This window comes from Providencia vermicola, assembly GCF_010748935.1.
GTDB classification, from domain to species: Bacteria; Pseudomonadota; Gammaproteobacteria; order Enterobacterales; family Enterobacteriaceae; genus Providencia; species Providencia zhejiangensis.
On record NZ_CP048796.1, the window covers coordinates 83,069 to 100,210 of the forward strand.

Consider the following 17,142-nt stretch of genomic DNA (forward strand, 5'->3'; position numbering starts at 1 on the left):
GATAAACGTTATTGATGTATACGCCCAAATTTACCATTATTAAAGTCATTAACTGCTTCAATGATCTCTTTATCGCTATTCATCACAAATGGACCATAGCCAACAACCGGCTCATCAATAGGTTCACCGCTTAAGAAGAGCACCACCGCTTCTTCAGTGGCTTCCATGATAATATTGCTATCACTATCATCGAGGATAATTAGCTCCCCTTCGTTTAAACTTGTGTGGCCATCAATAATGAGTGAACCATGCAACATGACTAGGCCAACATGACGGCCTGTTTTGGTTTGTAGTCCGAAGGTTTTGCCTTTTTTCAGCGTCAAATTCCAAACATCCAGAGGAGTAAACGTGCGAGCAGAACCTTGATTCCCTAAATAATCACCGGCAATAACACGTAAGATACCGGCATCATTAGGTAAAACAACATTGGGAATATGGCTACTTTTTAACAGCTGGTATCCTGGGGTCGCCAATTTATCTTTAGCCGGTAAATTGACCCACAGCTGCACCATATCTAGGGTGCCCCCGTTTTTCATAAAGTCATCGGATTGGTACTCTTGGTGCAAAATACCAGATGCCGCTGTCATCCACTGTACGTCTCCAGGACCAATCACTCCCCCTTCACCTGTCGAGTCATGATGTGCAACCTCACCATCATAGACGATAGTCACCGTTTCGAAACCCTTGTGTGGATGTTCTCCAACACCACGGTTTTCAGCATCTGAACTTGGAAATGTAAAAGGTCCTGCTCTATCAAGTAAAAGAAATGGGTTGAGATATTTCCCGTGATTGTTATAGCTAAACAATGAACGAACGGGGAAGCCATCTCCAACCCAATGGCTGCGCGGTGCGTTATAAATACCAATGATCTTTTTCATGGTCATACTCCTAAAATAGATTCTGATGTATTTATCATAGGGGCACGATTTCGTGATCAGTAGTGGTAAAAATAGGTTTCATTGTTTCATTATTAGAACAATAAATCAGACTTTTATTATCCTATTTTTAGAACAGTGTTTACTAAAAACCGGACTACTCAACAAAAAACCGATGAATTAATGTAAATAACAAGAGAGCGGGGCAGCGATTGTTCTATTTCTCGTTTAAAAGCATTTCATTATTTTATTGATTAAGAGGTTTCATTATGAGTAATCCAGCAAACTTCAATGGGCAGCGTCCTGTTATTAATCCAGATGATGCAGTAATGTTATTGATAGATCACCAAAGCGGTTTATTCCAAACCGTTGGTGATATGCCAATGACAGAGCTGCGTGCACGCGCTGCTGTTCTTGCAAAAATAGCCTCATTAGCAAAAATGCCTGTCATCACAACAGCTTCTGTCCCACAAGGTCCTAATGGCCCTCTGATCCCTGAAATTCACCAAAATGCGCCGCACGCACAATATATTGCTCGTCGCGGTGAAATTAACGCATGGGATAACCCTGAATTTGTTGAAGCAGTGAAAGCAACGGGTAAAAAACAGCTGATTATCGCGGGCACGATAACCAGTGTTTGCATGGCTTTCCCAGCGATTAGTGCAGTGGCAGATGGTTACCAAGTGTTTGTCGTCATTGATGCATCTGGTACTTATAGCAAAATGGCACAAGAAATTACTTTAGCACGCATGGTTCAAGCTGGTGTTGTCCCTATGGATACAGCCGCAGTTGCATCTGAAATTCAGAAAACGTGGAATCGCGAAGATGCGGCAGAATGGGCACAAGCTTACACGCAAATTTTTCCTGCATATCAATTGCTCATTGAAAGCTATATGAAAGCTCAAGACGTTTTGAAAAACAATGAACAATTAGATTCAGAACGCTAAGCCGAGTTTCTCACTCGAATGCTCAGTAGCCTTTACGAAAGTAGAGGCTACCTATCTTTATTAATTCAAATAAAACGAATAATTAGGATGTACTCAATGAAAAAATGTATATTGCCATTACTGGCTTCACTATTTGTCGTTGGCACTGCTCAGGCAGCAAATTATCAGTTAGATCCAACCCATACTAAAGCCGTTTTTTATATTGATCACTTTAATACATCCACGAATAGCGGTGGTTTCTACAACATTAGTGGTGATATGAGCTATTCCCCAGAAAAAAACATGGGAAGCATTAATGTCAAAATTCCAACGGAGACATTAAATACCGGTCTAACAGCGTTTGATAACCATATTAAGAGCGCTGATATGTTAGAAGTAGAGAAATACCCAACCATCGAGTTTAAATCAACTAGATGGAACTTTGCGGATAATAAACCGGTTTCGATTGATGGCATTTTAACCATGAAAGGACAGTCTCATCCCGTTCAATTGAAAACCACCAAATTCGGTTGTTATTTCAGTCCTATTTTTAAAGCAGATGTTTGTGGTGGTGACTTTGAAACGACCATTGACCGTACAAAATGGGGAGTCGATTTCCTTGCAAAAGAGGGAATGGCAAAAGAGGTGGTGATAAAAATACAAGCGGAAGCCATCAAACAATAAATTGGAAGGTGGAGTATGTTACAGAGAGTAAAAAAACACCCCATCGCGATGATGTCATCGGCGATAGTGGCTTTGGCTTTATCCGTTGGCGCTGCACAAGCTGTGGATTATCAAGCGAGTATTAAAGAAGGCCCGATTAAAATTATCAACTTAGATGAGCTAGAAGACCAAGTTGCAAAAAACATGGAAAAAGGGGCTTTTGGCTATATTCGAGGTGGTGCGGAAGATGAGCTGAATCTGGATAAAAATACCCGTAGCTTTGATAGAAAGTATATCATGCCAAGAGTAATGCAAGGTATTGAAATCAAAGATATTGACTTATCAACCCAATTTTTAGGAATTGATTTAAAAACGCCGATTATCCAAGCCCCGATGGCCGCTCAAGGTTTAGCTCATCAAGATGGTGAAATTGCGACTGCCAGAGGGATGGCGCAAGCAGGATCAATTTTTTCACTAAGTACTTATGGTAATAAAACTATTGAAGAAGTTGCCGAAGTTTCAGGAGAAAGCCCCTTTTTCTTCCAACTTTATATGAGCAAGAATAATGCGTTTAATGAATTTACCTTGAAACGTGCGAAAGAGAGTGGTGCCAAAGCGATTATTTTAACGGTGGATTCGCCTGTTGGTGGGTATCGCGAAGATGATATTCGCAATAACTTCCAATTTCCACTTGGCTTTGCCAACTTAGAGCTGTTTGCTAAACAAAATGATGATGGTTCGAAAACAGGTAAAGGGGCAGGGATCAGTGAAATTTATGCTCAAGCGAAACAAGCCTTTACGCCAGCAGATATTGCTTATGTGAAAAAACTATCTGGCTTACCTGTTATAGTGAAAGGGATCCAGTCACCTGAAGATGCAGATAGAGTGATTAAGGCGGGGGCAGATGCGATTTGGGTATCCAATCATGGTGGACGACAACTAGATAGTGGCCCTGCTTCTTTTGATGTTCTACCTTCCATTGCAAAAGTGGTAAACAAACGTGTTCCTATCGTTTTTGATAGTGGTGTTCGCCGTGGTTCCCATGTGTTTAAAGCGTTAGCAAGTGGTGCTGATGTTGTCGCGATTGGTCGCCCAATTTTATATGGGTTAAATTTAGGCGGTGCAGAAGGGGTGAATTCCGTTATTCAGCAACTGAATAAAGAGTTATCCATTAATATGATGTTGGGTGGTACGAAAAATATTGAAAGTGTAAAAGCAACGACGCTTTATACCGATAAAGATTTTCAATAAAATTCATTAAGTAAAAAGACGGGAGATAACCCCCGTCTTTTTATACAGTGAAGACCATTAGATGCTAAATCCACCATCAATATTTAAGTTTGCCCCCGTGATATAAGCCGCAGCTGGGCTGGCTAAATAGGTGACAAAACTTGCTATTTCGTCGGCGCTGGCATAACGTTTTAACGCCATGATCTGTTTTAGACTCTCTGCAAACTCCCCTTGTTCGGGATTCATGTCTGTGTTGACAGGACCTGGCTGGATATTATTCACAGTAATACCTCGACTAGCGACATCACGCGCCATCCCTTTAGTCAGTCCTACGATAGCCGCTTTACTCATTGCATAAGCACTACCGCCTTCAAAGGGCATCCTTTGTGCGTTAATGCTACCAATATGAATGATACGCCCATTATTATTCATCACTTCTAATGCTGCTTGGCTAGCAATAAACAGGCTACGAACATTGAGATAATAGGAACGATCGAACGCTTCTAATGACAAACTATCCAACGTGCCGAGTTCTAAAATACCAACGTTGTTAACTAAGATATCAAGGCTACCAAAAGTGCTGGCAGCTTGTGTGATGGCGGCTTTTATTTCTTTTTCATGAGCACTATTTGCTTTGATTGCCAACACATTACCTGAAAAGTGTTCAATCTCGGCCACTAAAGCTTCAGCTTTATCAGCAGAAGAGGCGTAGGTAAAAGCGACACTGGCACCCGCTTGAGCAAATTGTTTGACGATAGCAGCACCGATACCTCTCGACCCACCTTGAACAAAAGCAGATTTATTTTTGAATAACATAGACTCACCTTAACGTAATCACATATTCATGAATGAGGTATTTGACTGAGAAAAGCAGCAAGACACCAGAGTGATAAATCGATGAAGTTATTGAAAATAATTGAAGGTGAAGGTGAAGGGGAGAATGAATGCTTAAATGAAAAGCCCTTACCTTAGAAAAGGCAAGGGCATATTTTTATTACAGTTGAGGGCGTTTTACAAAACCAATCGCTTGATACACTTTATCCAATGTTTCTTGGGCACGTGCTGCTGCTTTGGTTGCACCTTCATCCATAATTTTGTTGAGCAAAGCTTCATCATTACGGAAGTGGTGGTAACGCTCTTGCAGGGTTGTCAACATACCTGCTACCGCTTCAGCAACCGCACCTTTTAGATGACCGTACATCTGGCCTGCAAATTCAGCTTCAAGTTCAGGAATACTTTTACCTGTAATGCCTGACAGAATATCTAGCAGGTTTGAGACCCCAGGTTTATTTTCGATATCATAAATAACACGAGGTGGCTCTTCTGAATCGGTCATTGCGCGCTTAATTTTCTTCGCAGCACCTTTTGGATCTTCGAGTAGAGCGATCAGGTTATTGCGGTTTTCATCCGACTTAGACATTTTCTTCGTTGGATCTTGCAATGCCATTACTCGAGCGCCGCCACCTGTTGGAATAAACGGATCTGGAACAGTGAAGATATCACCATAAATCGCGTTAAAACGCTGAGCGACATCGCGGCTCAATTCAAGATGCTGTTTTTGGTCAATCCCAACAGGAACCTTGTTGGTTTGATATAGCAGGATATCGGCCACCATTAATACTGGGTAATCAAACAGACCCGCGTTGATGTTCTCTGAATGGCGCGCTGATTTGTCTTTAAACTGAGTCATACGGCTTAATTCGCCGAAATAGGTGTAGCAGTTCAGTGCCCAGCTGAGTTGTGCATGTTGTGGAACATGAGATTGGACAAAAATAGTGCTTTTTTGATGGTCGATGCCGCAAGCAAGATAGAGTGCTAATGTATCGAGTGTTCTTTTACGGAGCTCGTCTGGATCTTGGCGTACTGTAATGGCATGTTGGTCAACGATACAATAGATGCAGTCGTAATCATCTTGCATTTGTACCCACTGACGTAGCGCACCCATGTAGTTACCGATGGTCAATTCACCGGAAGGCTGCGCGCCGCTGAATACGATAGGTTTTTGGGTTTGCTTTTGTTTTTCAGTGGGTTCACTCATTGCTTGTTATATCCTTTAATTATTTTGTGTCAGATAAACCGATAGTAGGCAGGATATCTGAAAAGTGTGTTAATACACAGTCAGGTTCGCTCAGTGCGATGGATTCACCGTAGTTATAACCATAAGTTAAGCCAACGCTAGGGCATTGTGCGCTTTTTGCGGCAATAATATCATTACGGGAATCACCGACAAAAAGCAATTCCTCTTTACGTAAACCCAGCTTGCCCATGGTCAGGTACAGTGGAGCTGGGTGTGGTTTTTTTTCTTTCACATCATCACCGCCAAGAACCAGAGAAAAATAGCTATCAATGGCTAATTTCTTCAGTAAAGGGGCGATAAATGGGGTTGGTTTATTGGTCACAATAGCCATCGGTAAGCCGTGCTGAGCGAGTTTTTCCAGTGTTGCTTTGACTTCAGGAAATAACTCGCTGCCTGTTGTGACAGAAGTTGCATAGAATTTATCGAAGCTTTCGCGAGTGGCGCTGTGGAGCTTGGGAGTTATCGTTGCTCCCGCCCAGGTTAAGGCGCGGTCAATCATGATGTCAGCGCCGTTACCTACCCAAATTGAAACACGCTCTTTTCCAGCGGGTGGAAAGCCTTGTTCTTCTAGGGCGCGGTCTAACGCTTCTGACAGCCCAGCAGCGCTGTCAACGAGAGTACCATCTAAATCAAACGCGATGGCTTTGATATTTTCTAAACGCGGTTGTGTCATTGAGATACCTTTTGTAATTCCTTACGCATTTGATCAATGACGGCTTTGTAATCGGGTTGACCAAAAATTGCAGAGCCTGCAACAAAGGTGTCGGCACCCGCAGCAGCAATTTCGGCAATATTATCAATTTTCACGCCACCATCGATTTCCAAGCGAATATCATAACCGCTTTCATCAATCATTTTACGGACTTGGCGCAATTTAGTTAGTGTATGAGGGATAAAAGATTGGCCACCAAATCCTGGGTTTACCGACATGAGTAGGATCATGTCTACTTTATCCATCACATACTCTAGGTGGCTCAATGGTGTTGCTGGGTTGAAAACCAAACCCGCGGTACAACCGTGCTCTTTAATCAGTTGCAGTGTTCTATCGACGTGCTCACTGGCTTCCACATGAAAACTGATGTGGTTTGCGCCAGCTTTGGCAAAATCAGGAATAATTCTGTCGACAGGTTTAACCATCAAGTGAACATCAATCGGAGCGGTGATACCGTAATCACGCAGAGCTTTACAAATCGGTGCGCCGAAAGTGAGGTTAGGAACATAGTGGTTATCCATAACATCAAAGTGCACAATATCTGCACCAGCTGCCAGTACTTTTGCGGTATCTTCGCCTAAACGGGCAAAATCTGCAGATAAAATAGATGGGGCAATGAGAAAATCTTTCATTATTGTCTCCGATTATTTAAATGTTACCCGAGAGTCATTCCACGCCGGACGAAAGGCGTTTGGTGCTTGTCTTATCCGTTTTTTTTGGCAATTTTAGTGCGGGTTCTTCATTATATAATGCCAATAGTTCATTGACTTTATTACGATTAAGTATGTTTCGACTGATTGTTCGACGCACTTTGACTATATGTAATTTAGCCTGATGATACCACTCTCTGGTTGCTGGCGTGTCATGATTTGAAATCAGAACCGGAATTTTGCGATCTGAAGACAAATAATGCGCTAGGCGAGCAAGATTTTGTTGTTCTTGCGCACTGAATGCATTGGTGTGGTATGCCGTAAAGTTTGCTGTTTCAGACAATGGGGCATACGGTGGGTCACAGTAAACCACGGAACCTGATGGTGCCGACAAGAGTGTACTTTCGTAGTGTTGAGTGACAAAGGTGGCTTTTTGAGCCTTTTCGGCAAACCATAGTAGCTCTTCTTCTGGAAAGTAAGGCTTTTTATAACGGCCAAATGGAACGTTAAATTCACCACGTGAATTGTAACGGCATAGACCATTGTAGCAATGACGATTCAGATATAAAAATAATACACTACGTTTGATAGGGTCTGTAGATTGGTTAAATTCTTCACGCTTCAGATAGTACTGCTCAGCAGTATTAAATTCAGGCGTAAAGATCTGACGAACTTCCCCGATAAAAGAGTCAGTCCGGTATTTTACCGTATTGTAGAGATTAATTAGGTCACTGTTGATATCCGCTAGGACATAAGCGTCATAGCTGGTGTTTAGAAAAACAGAGCCTGCCCCTACAAAGGGCTCGATCAAGCAATCACCCTGTGGAAGATGTTTTTTAATATCTTCCACTAGAGGGTATTTACCGCCAGCCCATTTCAAAAAAGCGCGTGTTTTTTTCATGCCGTCTTATTATTACAAACGTTTAGAGTCGTATTAGGTACTCTGTCAGGACAGCATAATGCGCCCGCGATAAAACGTTGTTATTTTTGATCCTGTTGAACTTGCTTCATATTTCTAACCCATGGTTTTTTCGCTTGAATTTCTGCTGGTAAAGTCGCAATAGCGCTTTTAGCTTCATTAACAGAACGATAGTTTCCGTGGATCAGAACATACCAAGTTTGCCCATTACGGATTGTTTTATAAACTTTATAGTTATTGAGTTTATGTTGTTTAGCGAAAGCTTCTAATGTATCTGAGCGGCTTGCACTGCTTAACTGTAATGTATAGTTACCTGCTGGAGCAGACATTAAATTACCACTTTGAGCGTTATTTGCCGTTGTGGTTTTTGCTGGCTGCTTAGTCTGAACAGGTTGTTTGGTTTCTACAGGCTTTGTCTGTGGTTTCTCAGGTTTCACCGGCGTAGTTTGTGGTTTTGATGCAGGTGGCGTCTGAACCACTGGTGGTGGTGCGATATTCTGTGCAGGTGTATTTTGGGCGCCTTGATTAAGTGTTTGTCCTTGATTCAAAGCATCGGCAACATCACCTGGGATCTCAATTCGTTCACCATAACCATTTTGTGGTTGCTGCTGAGTACCCTGTGTTGGGGTTGGGTTCACAGAGGGGACATTAATTTCTTGTGTTTGTCCTTGTTGACCCTGATTAGCACTGAGCGACGAGGAACCTGATAAATCGATGTTACGCTCATTCGATGAGGACGTCGTCGCTTGCTGTCTTTCATGCTCCGTTGGCGCCTTTAAGGCTGAGCTAATGGCGATAATCAGTAATAACAAAACTAAAACACCAACACCGATCATGATATGCTGACGTGATAGTGTTAATTTGGGTTTTGCTGCTGGTGATGGGCGGCTACGACCAGTTGGACGGTCGGATGCATCAGGCCGCAGATCATTCTGTGCTTGAGGCTGATTATCTGGTTTAAATTCGTCCATTTTGCCCTCCCGAATAAAAATTGCCTTGTGATCGAGATAAAATTTCTCTTTTCATTACGGCCTCTTAACGAGTAAATAGTGTATACCCGCAATGTTGCAAAGGATAGTTTTATACTTGCCATATCGTTTGCATACGATAAATACGACATGGACATGACATGTCTAAAAGTCTAAGTGTTTAAGTGAATGTTGTAACCTGAAACTTTAGACATAGCGTATAATTTAACGACTTTAAGACATATCTGCCAGAAACATTTTAAAACCTCAGGTTATCTGGCTGGTTTTAAAATGCTTCTGGTTGATAATTGCTCAAAGGCGATTCAGGTTTTAGGGTAAACAGGAAGATATTGCATCTTGAACGACTTGTGTTTCAACATCTGAACGCATTTCTGCATGTCCGATGGTGGTTGGTAAGATCAAATGCAATTTTCCGCCCATGACTTTTTTATCTCTTAGCATGTGAGGTAAATAGTCATCGGGTTGCATTTGCTCTGGGCCGGTAACGGGTAATTGTGCACGTTCTAACAGCGTAATGATGCGCTGTGTTTGTTGCGCTGTGAATGTTCCTATGCGTTCTGCTGTTTTCGCTGCCATGACCATACCCGCAGCAACGGCTTCACCATGCAGCCAGACACCATAGCCCATATGTGCTTCAATGGCGTGGCCAAAAGTATGACCGAGGTTAAGTAATGCTCTTAACCCGCTGGTTTCTTTTTCATCAGCAGCGACCACTTGCGCTTTTAATTCACAACAACGACGAATGCAGTAAGCCATTGTTTGGTTATCTAATGCCATCAAGGCATCGATATTTTCTTCTAACCAGCTAAAAAACTCACCATCAAGAATGATGCCATATTTGATGACCTCGGCGAGACCAGAGGCAAACTCTCTCTTTGGTAGCGTTTTTAAACAATCAAGGTCAATGATGACAGAGGCGGGTTGATAAAATGCCCCGATCATATTTTTACCTAATGGATGGTTAACCGCAGTCTTACCACCAACGGAAGAGTCAACTTGTGACAGTAACGTCGTGGGGACTTGAATAAAGCGTACACCACGCTGATAGCTTGCCGCAGCGAAACCTGTTAGGTCACCGATAACTCCCCCACCAAGAGCAATGAGGGTGGTATCGCGATTATGGTGTTTTTCAAGTAATGCAGTGAATACATCGTTCATAATGAACAACGATTTGTATTGTTCACCATCAGGTAGAACGATGGAATCGACTGTTACTCCTATTGCTTTAAGGGCTTGCGTGACTTTATCGAGATAGATGGGCGCAAGTGTTTCGTTGGTCACGACCATGGCTCGTTGACCTGCTTTAAGAGGCCAAAAAGCATCTGGTTGGTTGTAAAGACCAGGGGCAATAGTGATTGGATAACTACGTTCATCCAACGTAACAGTGATTTTTTCCATCTTGCTTTACCTTGTAGCCATTACGGGTGTTAAGTTAGTTTTTTTCTAACAGCTCGATGATTTGGCTCGCCACAACTTTGGCACTTTGCTCATCAGTATGAATAGTGATATCAGCGATCTCTTCATACATTGGGTTGCGTTCAGATGCCAGTTTTTCGAGAACCTCACGTGCAGGTTCGTCTACCTGTAATAGTGGACGTTTTTTATCACGTTGAGTTCGAGACAACTGCTTCTCGATAGTGGTTTCGAGATACACAACAACACCACGAGCGGATAGGCGATTGCGAGTTTCTTTCGATTTTACTGAACCGCCACCTGTTGCGAGCACGATGCCTTGTTTTTCGGTAAGCTCATTGATGATTTTTTCTTCGCGATCGCGGAAGCCTTCCTCGCCTTCTAGGTCAAAGACCCAGCTTACATCTGCGCCTGTACGTTTTTCAATCTCGTGATCAGAGTCAAAAAACTCCATATTAAGCTGTTGAGCCAATTGACGACCAATAGTACTTTTGCCGGCACCCATCGGTCCAACCAGAAAGATATTGCGTTTCTCTGCCATGTTTTTTGGTATTACTACGATTATTCGTTAATGATAACCCGCCCCGCCAATCGAATTAGCGACGGGACCTAAACTGAAACCTCATGAATGATAAGTGAGATCAGATAAGAAAATTATCTCAATACATCAACCTGAATTGCAACTATATAAATGTGGCACTGAGCGAACAAAGTGCCACACTTGTGTTACTGGTTTCTTTTGCTACGCCGTTTATTTTGCCTAACGTATTGTTCAAAATGAGTTTTAACAGCATTACCGCCGCATAAAAGAAACAGCGGACCTGTTAATTTATAGAGCAAATTGATTGCGGCTATTTTATCAGCGGCTGATAGCTTGTTCTTTAATCTACGGATAGTTAGAACACTCAATGGATAACCTTGTATGCTAAAACGGCGTCAGCGTCAAATTTATCCGGCAGGTTTATGGCATAAAAAATAATTTTCTCGACTGACATTTCCTTTATATTTGTTCAACTACTTGAAGTATCAATGTTATTTTTTTATCTAGATACTGATAAGCTTTGGCGTGATAAAAACCACAAGAATTCTACGGTCAATATGTTTACCCGTACTAGTAAATAATTTTCCTAGAAGAGGGATGTCTGATAAAAAAGGGAAACCTGTTTCTGTTTTCTCTTGCTTCTGTTGGAAAATCCCACCAAGTATGAGTGTTTCATTATTGCGGATCGTGACGGATGTAGCGATTTCTTGTTTGTTGATCGCTAAATAGTTGCTTTCACTTGTTGTAAGGGCGGTATCTGGCGAGTTATGACTAATTTTCAGTAATAATTCAACCTGATCACCGCGTGAAAGGGTGGGGGTGACCTCCATTCCCAAAACGGCATCTTTGAATTGTACGTTAGTTGTCTTTTCAGTACTGGTCACATAGGGGATCTCTGTGCCTTGCTGAATACTCGCTGGATGCTTATGTGATGCCATCAAACGAGGACTCGCAATAATAGAAAGTAAATTTTCTTTTTCCAATGCGTTCAGCTTTAGCTCTAACAAACCTTCACCCAGTCGCAGTAGGTTAAAGTTGAATTGTCCCTGAGTTGAATCATATCGGTTATAACGTTGATAGCGTTTATTATTAGGGCTTCCTGACAGCATTCCCCACTCTAAACCGAGTTCTTGCAGAGCTGTTCGACTACTGCTGATGATATGTGCCGTGATTTGAACTTGTTGCTTAGGGACATCTAATTGCTTTAGCCAGTCTTCAATCAATTTTAGGCGTATTGCCGTGTCTTTGATCACTAAGCTATTGGTAATAGAATGGCTGGTTGCGAAGCCTTCATTTGATAATAAAGCGGTGTGCGTCTGCTGTAACTGTTGCAGGGCTGTATCTGCACTGACCGAGGTTAACGTAAAAATTTTTTCGACAAGTGGTGCCACAATTTTTTGCGGTGTACTTTTTGCTGAGATTAATACCGTTTCATTGCCATTCGCTTCTTTTAAGAGAGGGATAAAGGGGTCGCGCATCTCTTGTGCTGTAACCTTCAATGAAATCAAAAGAATGGTGACCACAAAAAGCAATTTATTATTCATTAATAATATCATCCTTGATAAATGTAATAGTTAATATTGCGGTTAATTGCCCGTTTTTAGACTGAAAGTTTACCTCAGAAACTCCCCCTGTTTGGTGGGATAACGTTGATATAAGATTATCAATAAAATGATAGATTTCAGGGTAATTACCTTGAACTTCAATGAAATAGCGTTGTTCATTATTCTCCCTATTTGTTGATGGGTGTAAGCGTTTAAGTGCGACATTGGTGTGAGTGACAATTTGCTGCAAATAGGTGATAAATTGTGCTGAATCTTGCTTCGCTAATGCAAATTTCTGTTCTAGTTCGATAAGTTGTTGGTCAAGTTGTTGTAGCGATGGAAGCTGTCGCCGTATTTTTTCCTTTTGTTGTGACTGAACGGCAAGGTGCTGAGTTTCATTTTTCAGTTCGGTCAGTTGATATTCGATTTCTTGCCAATAAAACTGAAAATAGGCCAGCAAGATTAGGCTCATTACCGCCCAAAAAGGGATGGATTGTTGCCAAAACGGGCGATACCAAAATGCTGAAGTGCTCTCATTCATCTGTACCTTCCAAATAGTTCGCGCTCAAATGTAGGTAATTAATTTTTTCTGACCTCTCCATTTTTATGAGCTGTATTTTTTGTAGTAATGGGCTGTTTTCTAATCGCGTGATTAACTGGTGAATATCATGAGGATCATAACTCCTTGCCGCTATCTCGAAATGTTTGTCTGTGAGTGAAAAATACGCTAACCAGCTTTTGGGTGGCGTAAGTTCTGGCAGTTTATGCAAGATACTTAGCCTTAATGAGTTACGTTGTGCTTGTCGAGCTAAGCTCTCTTGATAGCGTTGCCACTTGGTGAGCTGTATGTGTTTTTCTGTAACCAGTTGAATATGGTGCTGATTGTGTGTGACCTGCTGGGTAAGTTGTGTCTTAGTGATTTGTCGTTGTCGCAGTTCCAACTGCTGTTGCGCTGAAAAATAAATCATGCACACGATGACGAAAAAACTTTGAAAGAGGCATAACACTACACAATAGCGTTTTTTAGCTGCCATTTTTTGTTGTCGCCAAGGTAAAAAATTAACTTGATACATGTTCATTATCCTTATGGCGTAGTGCTAACCCTGCTGCGATAACAAACTCCCCCAGCTGGTGAGGGATTTTAGCGGTATGATGATGGAAAGCCTGTAATAAGTTCCATGATTGTATTGTCTGAGCTTGGTGGTGATCACCGATATAATAGAAAGGAAGCTTCAGCGCGGTATTTTCTTCTTGGAGTTGAGAAATCATTTGTGAGAGCGTTGAACGCTCATTCTCTTGAATTTGGTTATAACTCGCGGGTTGACTGACAGGGCCTGACCATAGCCACTCCCCTTGCCGATAATGTAATAGCCAGCTTTCATCCGGTATCCCAGCATGTCGCGCAATATAACGTAAAACACAAGGCGCAACATCGATAGCGGCCAGTAAGAAACCACTTTCATGCAACAAGTTTTGCCAAAAAATGATTTCAGACTTACGAACACCATTTAAATAAGCACAGTTGTTAATCACTCGATAGTCGATAACTAACTCTTCTGAATTAAGCGGAAAAAGTTTTTCAGCACGGGTTTGTAGATACCAACCTAACTCAGGTTGCTTTAATGTGACTTGCGCAGGTAGGGGAACTTGCTGTTTGAGTGTCCGTAAGGAGGAAAAAGCGATTGAGACATGACAATTTTTAGGTAATTTCCGACGCCATTGTATTAAAATTTCTTGTAGGATATCACGTTTGTCATTTTCAGATTGGCCGCTGATTTCGTTCGGGATATTTTGTTGCCAACATTCACATAAGTACCAGCGTTTGCGGGTTTGCTTTGCGGCAACAAGCCGGATCGTTGTTTGAAAAAGGTCGATGCCGATGTTCCATTTTTGTGAATACATAGATAATTTCCTTATCATCAACAAATAAATTACGATTTCTATTGAGCTGTATAAGCTTTATACTACGCGCCAGCTATATCTAAACCCTCCTGTCTGTTGAGTATGGGAATTATCCGGTGAAGTTCGTAAAATATTTTTTTATTATTGTTATTTGTTGCATTTTTTTGGGAACCGCTTCGATTTTTGGCATGTACAAATATGTCGAAGATGAGTTACCTGACGTCGCAACAATGAAAGACATCCGCTTACAAACGCCGATGCAAGTCTTCAGTGCTGATGGTGAATTAATTGCACAATATGGTGAGAAGCGCCGTATTCCGTTGCCATTAGCTGATATTCCTCCCCTCATGGTCAATGCCTTTATTGCAACGGAAGATAGCCGTTTTTATGAACACCATGGTATCGACCCTGTCGGTATTTTCCGAGCGGTTACGGTGATGGCATCATCGGGTCATGCTTCTCAAGGGGCGAGTACCATCACTCAGCAATTAGCTAGAAATTTTTACTTAAGCCCAGAAAAAACGTTGATGCGTAAGGTAAAAGAAGCGTTTCTGGCCGTAAGAATCGAGCAGTTATTTACCAAGGATGAGATCATGGAGCTGTATCTCAATAAAATTTACCTTGGTAACCGTGCTTATGGCGTGGGCGCAGCAGCCTATGTGTATTTTGGTAAAACAGTCAATGAGTTGACGTTGAGTGAAATCGCGATGATTGCGGGTTTACCAAAGGCGCCTTCAACTTCAAATCCTTTATTCTCTTATGAAAAAGCGATCAGCCGTCGTAACGTCGTTCTGGGGCGTATGTTAGAAGAGAAATACATCACCCAAGCAGAATATGAACAGGCAAAAAGTGAGCCAATTGAGGCATCTTATCACGCACCCAAAATCGATTTCTCAGCGCCTTACCTCGCTGAAATGGCGCGTCAGACATTGTATGAGCAACATGGTGAAGATGCGTATACTGACGGTTACAAGGTCTACACAACGGTTATACGTAAAGACCAACTCGCAGCCACTGATGCGGTACGAAATAATTTAATTGATTATGATGTTCGTCATGGTTATCGCGGGCCCGCTGAAGTGTTGTGGACAGCAGGAGAGCCAGCTTGGTCGACAGAACAAATCATCGAAAAACTTAAAAAATCCCCTGTTTATGGCCCACTATTACCGGCTGTTGTGCTTTCCTCTACGGCCAGTGAAGCCACGGTACAATTGGCGGACGGGTCAACAGAAACCATCACGCTGGCAGGAGTGCGTTGGGCTCGTAAGTTTATTTCAGATACTCAGCAAGGCGGAACACCCAGCAAAGTTAACTCTGTGATCAACGCGGGTGAGCAAATTTGGATCCGTAAGGTGAAGGATATTTGGTGGTTGGGGCAAGTTCCTGAGGTAAATGGGGCTTTTGTTGCGCTAAATCCAAATAACGGTGCCATCATTGCATTGGTGGGAGGCTTTGACTTTAACATGAGTGAATTTAACCGTGTTACTCAGTCATTGCGCCAAGTTGGTTCAAATATAAAGCCTTTCTTATATACAGCTGCAATGGATAAAGGTTTAACGCTGGCCTCACTGTTAAATGATGTGCCTATCAGCCGTTGGGATGCAGGGGCAGGGTCAGACTGGCGACCTAAAAATTCACCGCCGCGTTATGCAGGCCCTATTCGCTTAAGACAAGGGTTAGGTGAGTCGAAGAACGTAGTGATGGTGCGCGCCATGAGAGCTATGGGCGTTGACTATGCGGCCGATTATCTGACACGCTTTGGCTTCCCTGCCGAGAATATCAATCGAACTGAAGCCTTAGCGCTAGGTGCACCTTCATTTACGCCAATGCAGATGGTGCGAGGCTATGCGGTGATGGTGAATGGTGGCTATCTGATTGATCCTTACTATATTCAAAAAATTGAGAATGCAGAGGGTGAGGTACTTTTTGAAGCGAAACCAAGAATAGCCTGCCCTGATTGTACGGATATTCCAGTTGTGTATGGCAATACTGAGCGGACGATAGCACTTAAAGGTATTGATGATGAGTCTACTGAAGAAGTCACTCAATCGGATGATAAACTTGCTGCACAAGAGCCAACAATGGATGTACCAGCAGCGAGCCCTGAAGAGGCCACGACTGAAAATCAGTATGCACCTCATGTGATTAGTACGCCGTTAGCTTTCTTAATTAGGGATGCGATGATGACCAACATTTACGGGGAACCCGGTTGGTTAGGTACGGGTTGGCGCGCAGCAAGAGATTTAGGTGGGCGTCGTGATATTGGTGGCAAAACAGGAACGACAAACAGCTCGAAAGATGCGTGGTTCTCTGGTTATGGCCCCGATGTTGTTGCGTCAGCTTGGATTGGTTTTGACGATAACAAACGTACTTTAGGCCGTACAGCTATCAGTGGCGGTGAGGCTGGTGCGAAGAGCGCTCAGCCAATATGGGATGATTTCATGAAATCTATCTTAGAAGGCGTTCCTGTTACGATGATGAAACCACCGAAAGGGATTATTGCGGTGTCTATCGATAGCCGCACAGGTAAGCTAGGTAGTTCACGTAAAGAGTACTTTATTGAGGGAACTGAGCCGAAAGAGCATGCCATTCAGGAAGTCGGTACCACCATTATTGAAGAGAGTGGTGAAAGCCAAGAGTTGTTCTAATGTGCTGCTTCACCTTGTAATCGGTGAAGAGGTGGTTATAAAATGATCGTTAA

17 protein-coding genes are annotated in these 17,142 nt (G+C 42.5%); 4 read left to right on the forward strand and 13 right to left on the reverse strand.

The window, feature by feature from the left end; translation table 11 throughout:
• Positions 1 to 8: 8 nt before the first annotated feature.
• A complete protein-coding gene (locus G3341_RS00335; RefSeq protein ID WP_163860465.1) occupies positions 9 to 878 on the reverse strand; it encodes a pirin family protein in 870 nt (289 codons plus the stop codon).
• A 266-nt stretch (positions 879 to 1,144) separates the two neighbouring features.
• On the opposite strand from G3341_RS00335, the gene G3341_RS00340 reads away from it, so the two are divergent.
• The 3 genes from G3341_RS00340 to G3341_RS00350 all read left to right on the forward strand — a co-directional run bounded on the left by G3341_RS00340 (position 1,145) and on the right by G3341_RS00350 (position 3,715).
• On the forward strand, positions 1,145 to 1,822 hold the full coding sequence (locus tag G3341_RS00340; protein ID WP_004916074.1) for a hydrolase: 678 nt from the start codon (positions 1,145 to 1,147) through the stop codon (positions 1,820 to 1,822).
• 96 nt (positions 1,823 to 1,918) lie between these two features.
• The gene (locus tag G3341_RS00345) at positions 1,919 to 2,485 is read left to right on the forward strand and encodes a YceI family protein (protein ID WP_163860466.1); all 567 of its coding nucleotides are present in this window, start codon (positions 1,919 to 1,921) and stop codon (positions 2,483 to 2,485) included.
• A 48-nt stretch (positions 2,486 to 2,533) separates the two neighbouring features.
• On the forward strand, positions 2,534 to 3,715 hold the full coding sequence (locus G3341_RS00350; protein WP_375097489.1) for a lactate oxidase: 1,182 nt from the start codon (positions 2,534 to 2,536) through the stop codon (positions 3,713 to 3,715).
• A gap of 57 nt (positions 3,716 to 3,772) precedes the next feature.
• On the opposite strand, the gene G3341_RS00355 is transcribed toward G3341_RS00350, so the two are convergent.
• From G3341_RS00355 to pilM, 12 genes are all read right to left on the reverse strand, one after another.
• Positions 3,773 to 4,510, reverse strand: coding sequence for a 3-oxoacyl-ACP reductase family protein (locus G3341_RS00355; protein WP_163860467.1), 738 nt, complete (start codon positions 4,508 to 4,510; stop codon positions 3,773 to 3,775).
• 178 nt (positions 4,511 to 4,688) lie between these two features.
• Positions 4,689 to 5,732, reverse strand: a complete 1,044-nt coding sequence (gene trpS, locus G3341_RS00360; protein ID WP_154621853.1) for a tryptophan--tRNA ligase — start codon at positions 5,730 to 5,732, stop codon at positions 4,689 to 4,691.
• A 19-nt stretch (positions 5,733 to 5,751) separates the two neighbouring features.
• Entirely contained in the window at positions 5,752 to 6,444 is a 693-nt protein-coding gene (locus G3341_RS00365) for a phosphoglycolate phosphatase (RefSeq protein ID WP_163860468.1), read from the reverse strand.
• Positions 6,441 to 7,115, reverse strand: coding sequence for a ribulose-phosphate 3-epimerase (rpe, locus tag G3341_RS00370; protein WP_154621851.1), 675 nt, complete (start codon positions 7,113 to 7,115; stop codon positions 6,441 to 6,443). The genes G3341_RS00365 and rpe overlap by 4 nt, the downstream gene beginning before the upstream one ends.
• 34 nt (positions 7,116 to 7,149) lie before the next feature.
• Complete coding sequence (gene dam, locus G3341_RS00375) at positions 7,150 to 8,034, reverse strand: adenine-specific DNA-methyltransferase (protein ID WP_154621850.1); 885 nt, start codon at positions 8,032 to 8,034, stop codon at positions 7,150 to 7,152.
• Between the two features lie 80 nt (positions 8,035 to 8,114).
• On the reverse strand, positions 8,115 to 9,023 hold the full coding sequence (locus G3341_RS00380) for an SPOR domain-containing protein (protein WP_163860469.1): 909 nt from the start codon (positions 9,021 to 9,023) through the stop codon (positions 8,115 to 8,117).
• 327 nt (positions 9,024 to 9,350) lie between these two features.
• Positions 9,351 to 10,439 (reverse strand): 3-dehydroquinate synthase, encoded by a 1,089-nt coding sequence (gene aroB, locus G3341_RS00385; protein ID WP_154621848.1) that lies wholly within the window; start codon positions 10,437 to 10,439, stop codon positions 9,351 to 9,353.
• Positions 10,440 to 10,473: 34 nt separating this feature from the next.
• Positions 10,474 to 10,995, reverse strand: a complete 522-nt coding sequence (gene aroK / locus G3341_RS00390) for a shikimate kinase AroK (RefSeq protein ID WP_154621847.1) — start codon at positions 10,993 to 10,995, stop codon at positions 10,474 to 10,476.
• A 503-nt stretch (positions 10,996 to 11,498) separates the two neighbouring features.
• Positions 11,499 to 12,539, reverse strand: a complete 1,041-nt coding sequence (locus G3341_RS00395; RefSeq protein ID WP_163860470.1) for a secretin N-terminal domain-containing protein — start codon at positions 12,537 to 12,539, stop codon at positions 11,499 to 11,501.
• A complete protein-coding gene (locus G3341_RS00400) occupies positions 12,532 to 13,080 on the reverse strand; it encodes a hypothetical protein (protein WP_154621845.1) in 549 nt (182 codons plus the stop codon). The genes G3341_RS00395 and G3341_RS00400 overlap by 8 nt, the downstream gene beginning before the upstream one ends.
• Positions 13,073 to 13,612 carry a PilN domain-containing protein gene (locus G3341_RS00405; RefSeq protein WP_163860471.1) on the reverse strand — a complete coding sequence of 180 codons (540 nt, stop codon included), beginning with the start codon at positions 13,610 to 13,612 and terminating at the stop codon, positions 13,073 to 13,075. The genes G3341_RS00400 and G3341_RS00405 overlap by 8 nt, the downstream gene beginning before the upstream one ends.
• Positions 13,599 to 14,441 carry a pilus assembly protein PilM gene (gene pilM / locus G3341_RS00410; protein ID WP_163860472.1) on the reverse strand — a complete coding sequence of 281 codons (843 nt, stop codon included), beginning with the start codon at positions 14,439 to 14,441 and terminating at the stop codon, positions 13,599 to 13,601. The genes G3341_RS00405 and pilM overlap by 14 nt, the downstream gene beginning before the upstream one ends.
• Positions 14,442 to 14,557: 116 nt before the next feature.
• Here pilM and mrcA point away from each other — a divergent pair, with 116 nt between their 5' ends.
• Positions 14,558 to 17,089, forward strand: coding sequence for a peptidoglycan glycosyltransferase/peptidoglycan DD-transpeptidase MrcA (gene mrcA, locus G3341_RS00415; protein WP_163860473.1), 2,532 nt, complete (start codon positions 14,558 to 14,560; stop codon positions 17,087 to 17,089).
• Positions 17,090 to 17,142: the final 53 nt, after the last annotated feature.

What these genes read in the sequence shown, in the direction of transcription:
- G3341_RS00335 (WP_163860465.1), bottom strand. Translation starts at nt 878, where the DNA reads ATGAAAAAGATCATTGGTATTTATAACGCACCGCGCAGCCATTGGGTT.
- G3341_RS00340 (WP_004916074.1), top strand. Translation starts at nt 1,145, where the DNA reads ATGAGTAATCCAGCAAACTTCAATGGGCAGCGTCCTGTTATTAATCCA.
- G3341_RS00345 (WP_163860466.1), top strand. Translation starts at nt 1,919, where the DNA reads ATGAAAAAATGTATATTGCCATTACTGGCTTCACTATTTGTCGTTGGC.
- G3341_RS00350 (WP_375097489.1), top strand. Translation starts at nt 2,534, where the DNA reads ATGATGTCATCGGCGATAGTGGCTTTGGCTTTATCCGTTGGCGCTGCA.
- G3341_RS00355 (WP_163860467.1), bottom strand. Translation starts at nt 4,510, where the DNA reads ATGTTATTCAAAAATAAATCTGCTTTTGTTCAAGGTGGGTCGAGAGGT.
- trpS (WP_154621853.1), bottom strand. Translation starts at nt 5,732, where the DNA reads ATGAGTGAACCCACTGAAAAACAAAAGCAAACCCAAAAACCTATCGTA.
- G3341_RS00365 (WP_163860468.1), bottom strand. Translation starts at nt 6,444, where the DNA reads ATGACACAACCGCGTTTAGAAAATATCAAAGCCATCGCGTTTGATTTA.
- rpe (WP_154621851.1), bottom strand. Translation starts at nt 7,115, where the DNA reads ATGAAAGATTTTCTCATTGCCCCATCTATTTTATCTGCAGATTTTGCC.
- dam (WP_154621850.1), bottom strand. Translation starts at nt 8,034, where the DNA reads ATGAAAAAAACACGCGCTTTTTTGAAATGGGCTGGCGGTAAATACCCT.
- G3341_RS00380 (WP_163860469.1), bottom strand. Translation starts at nt 9,023, where the DNA reads ATGGACGAATTTAAACCAGATAATCAGCCTCAAGCACAGAATGATCTG.
- aroB (WP_154621848.1), bottom strand. Translation starts at nt 10,439, where the DNA reads ATGGAAAAAATCACTGTTACGTTGGATGAACGTAGTTATCCAATCACT.
- aroK (WP_154621847.1), bottom strand. Translation starts at nt 10,995, where the DNA reads ATGGCAGAGAAACGCAATATCTTTCTGGTTGGACCGATGGGTGCCGGC.
- G3341_RS00395 (WP_163860470.1), bottom strand. Translation starts at nt 12,539, where the DNA reads ATGAATAATAAATTGCTTTTTGTGGTCACCATTCTTTTGATTTCATTG.
- G3341_RS00400 (WP_154621845.1), bottom strand. Translation starts at nt 13,080, where the DNA reads ATGAATGAGAGCACTTCAGCATTTTGGTATCGCCCGTTTTGGCAACAA.
- G3341_RS00405 (WP_163860471.1), bottom strand. Translation starts at nt 13,612, where the DNA reads ATGTATCAAGTTAATTTTTTACCTTGGCGACAACAAAAAATGGCAGCT.
- pilM (WP_163860472.1), bottom strand. Translation starts at nt 14,441, where the DNA reads ATGTATTCACAAAAATGGAACATCGGCATCGACCTTTTTCAAACAACG.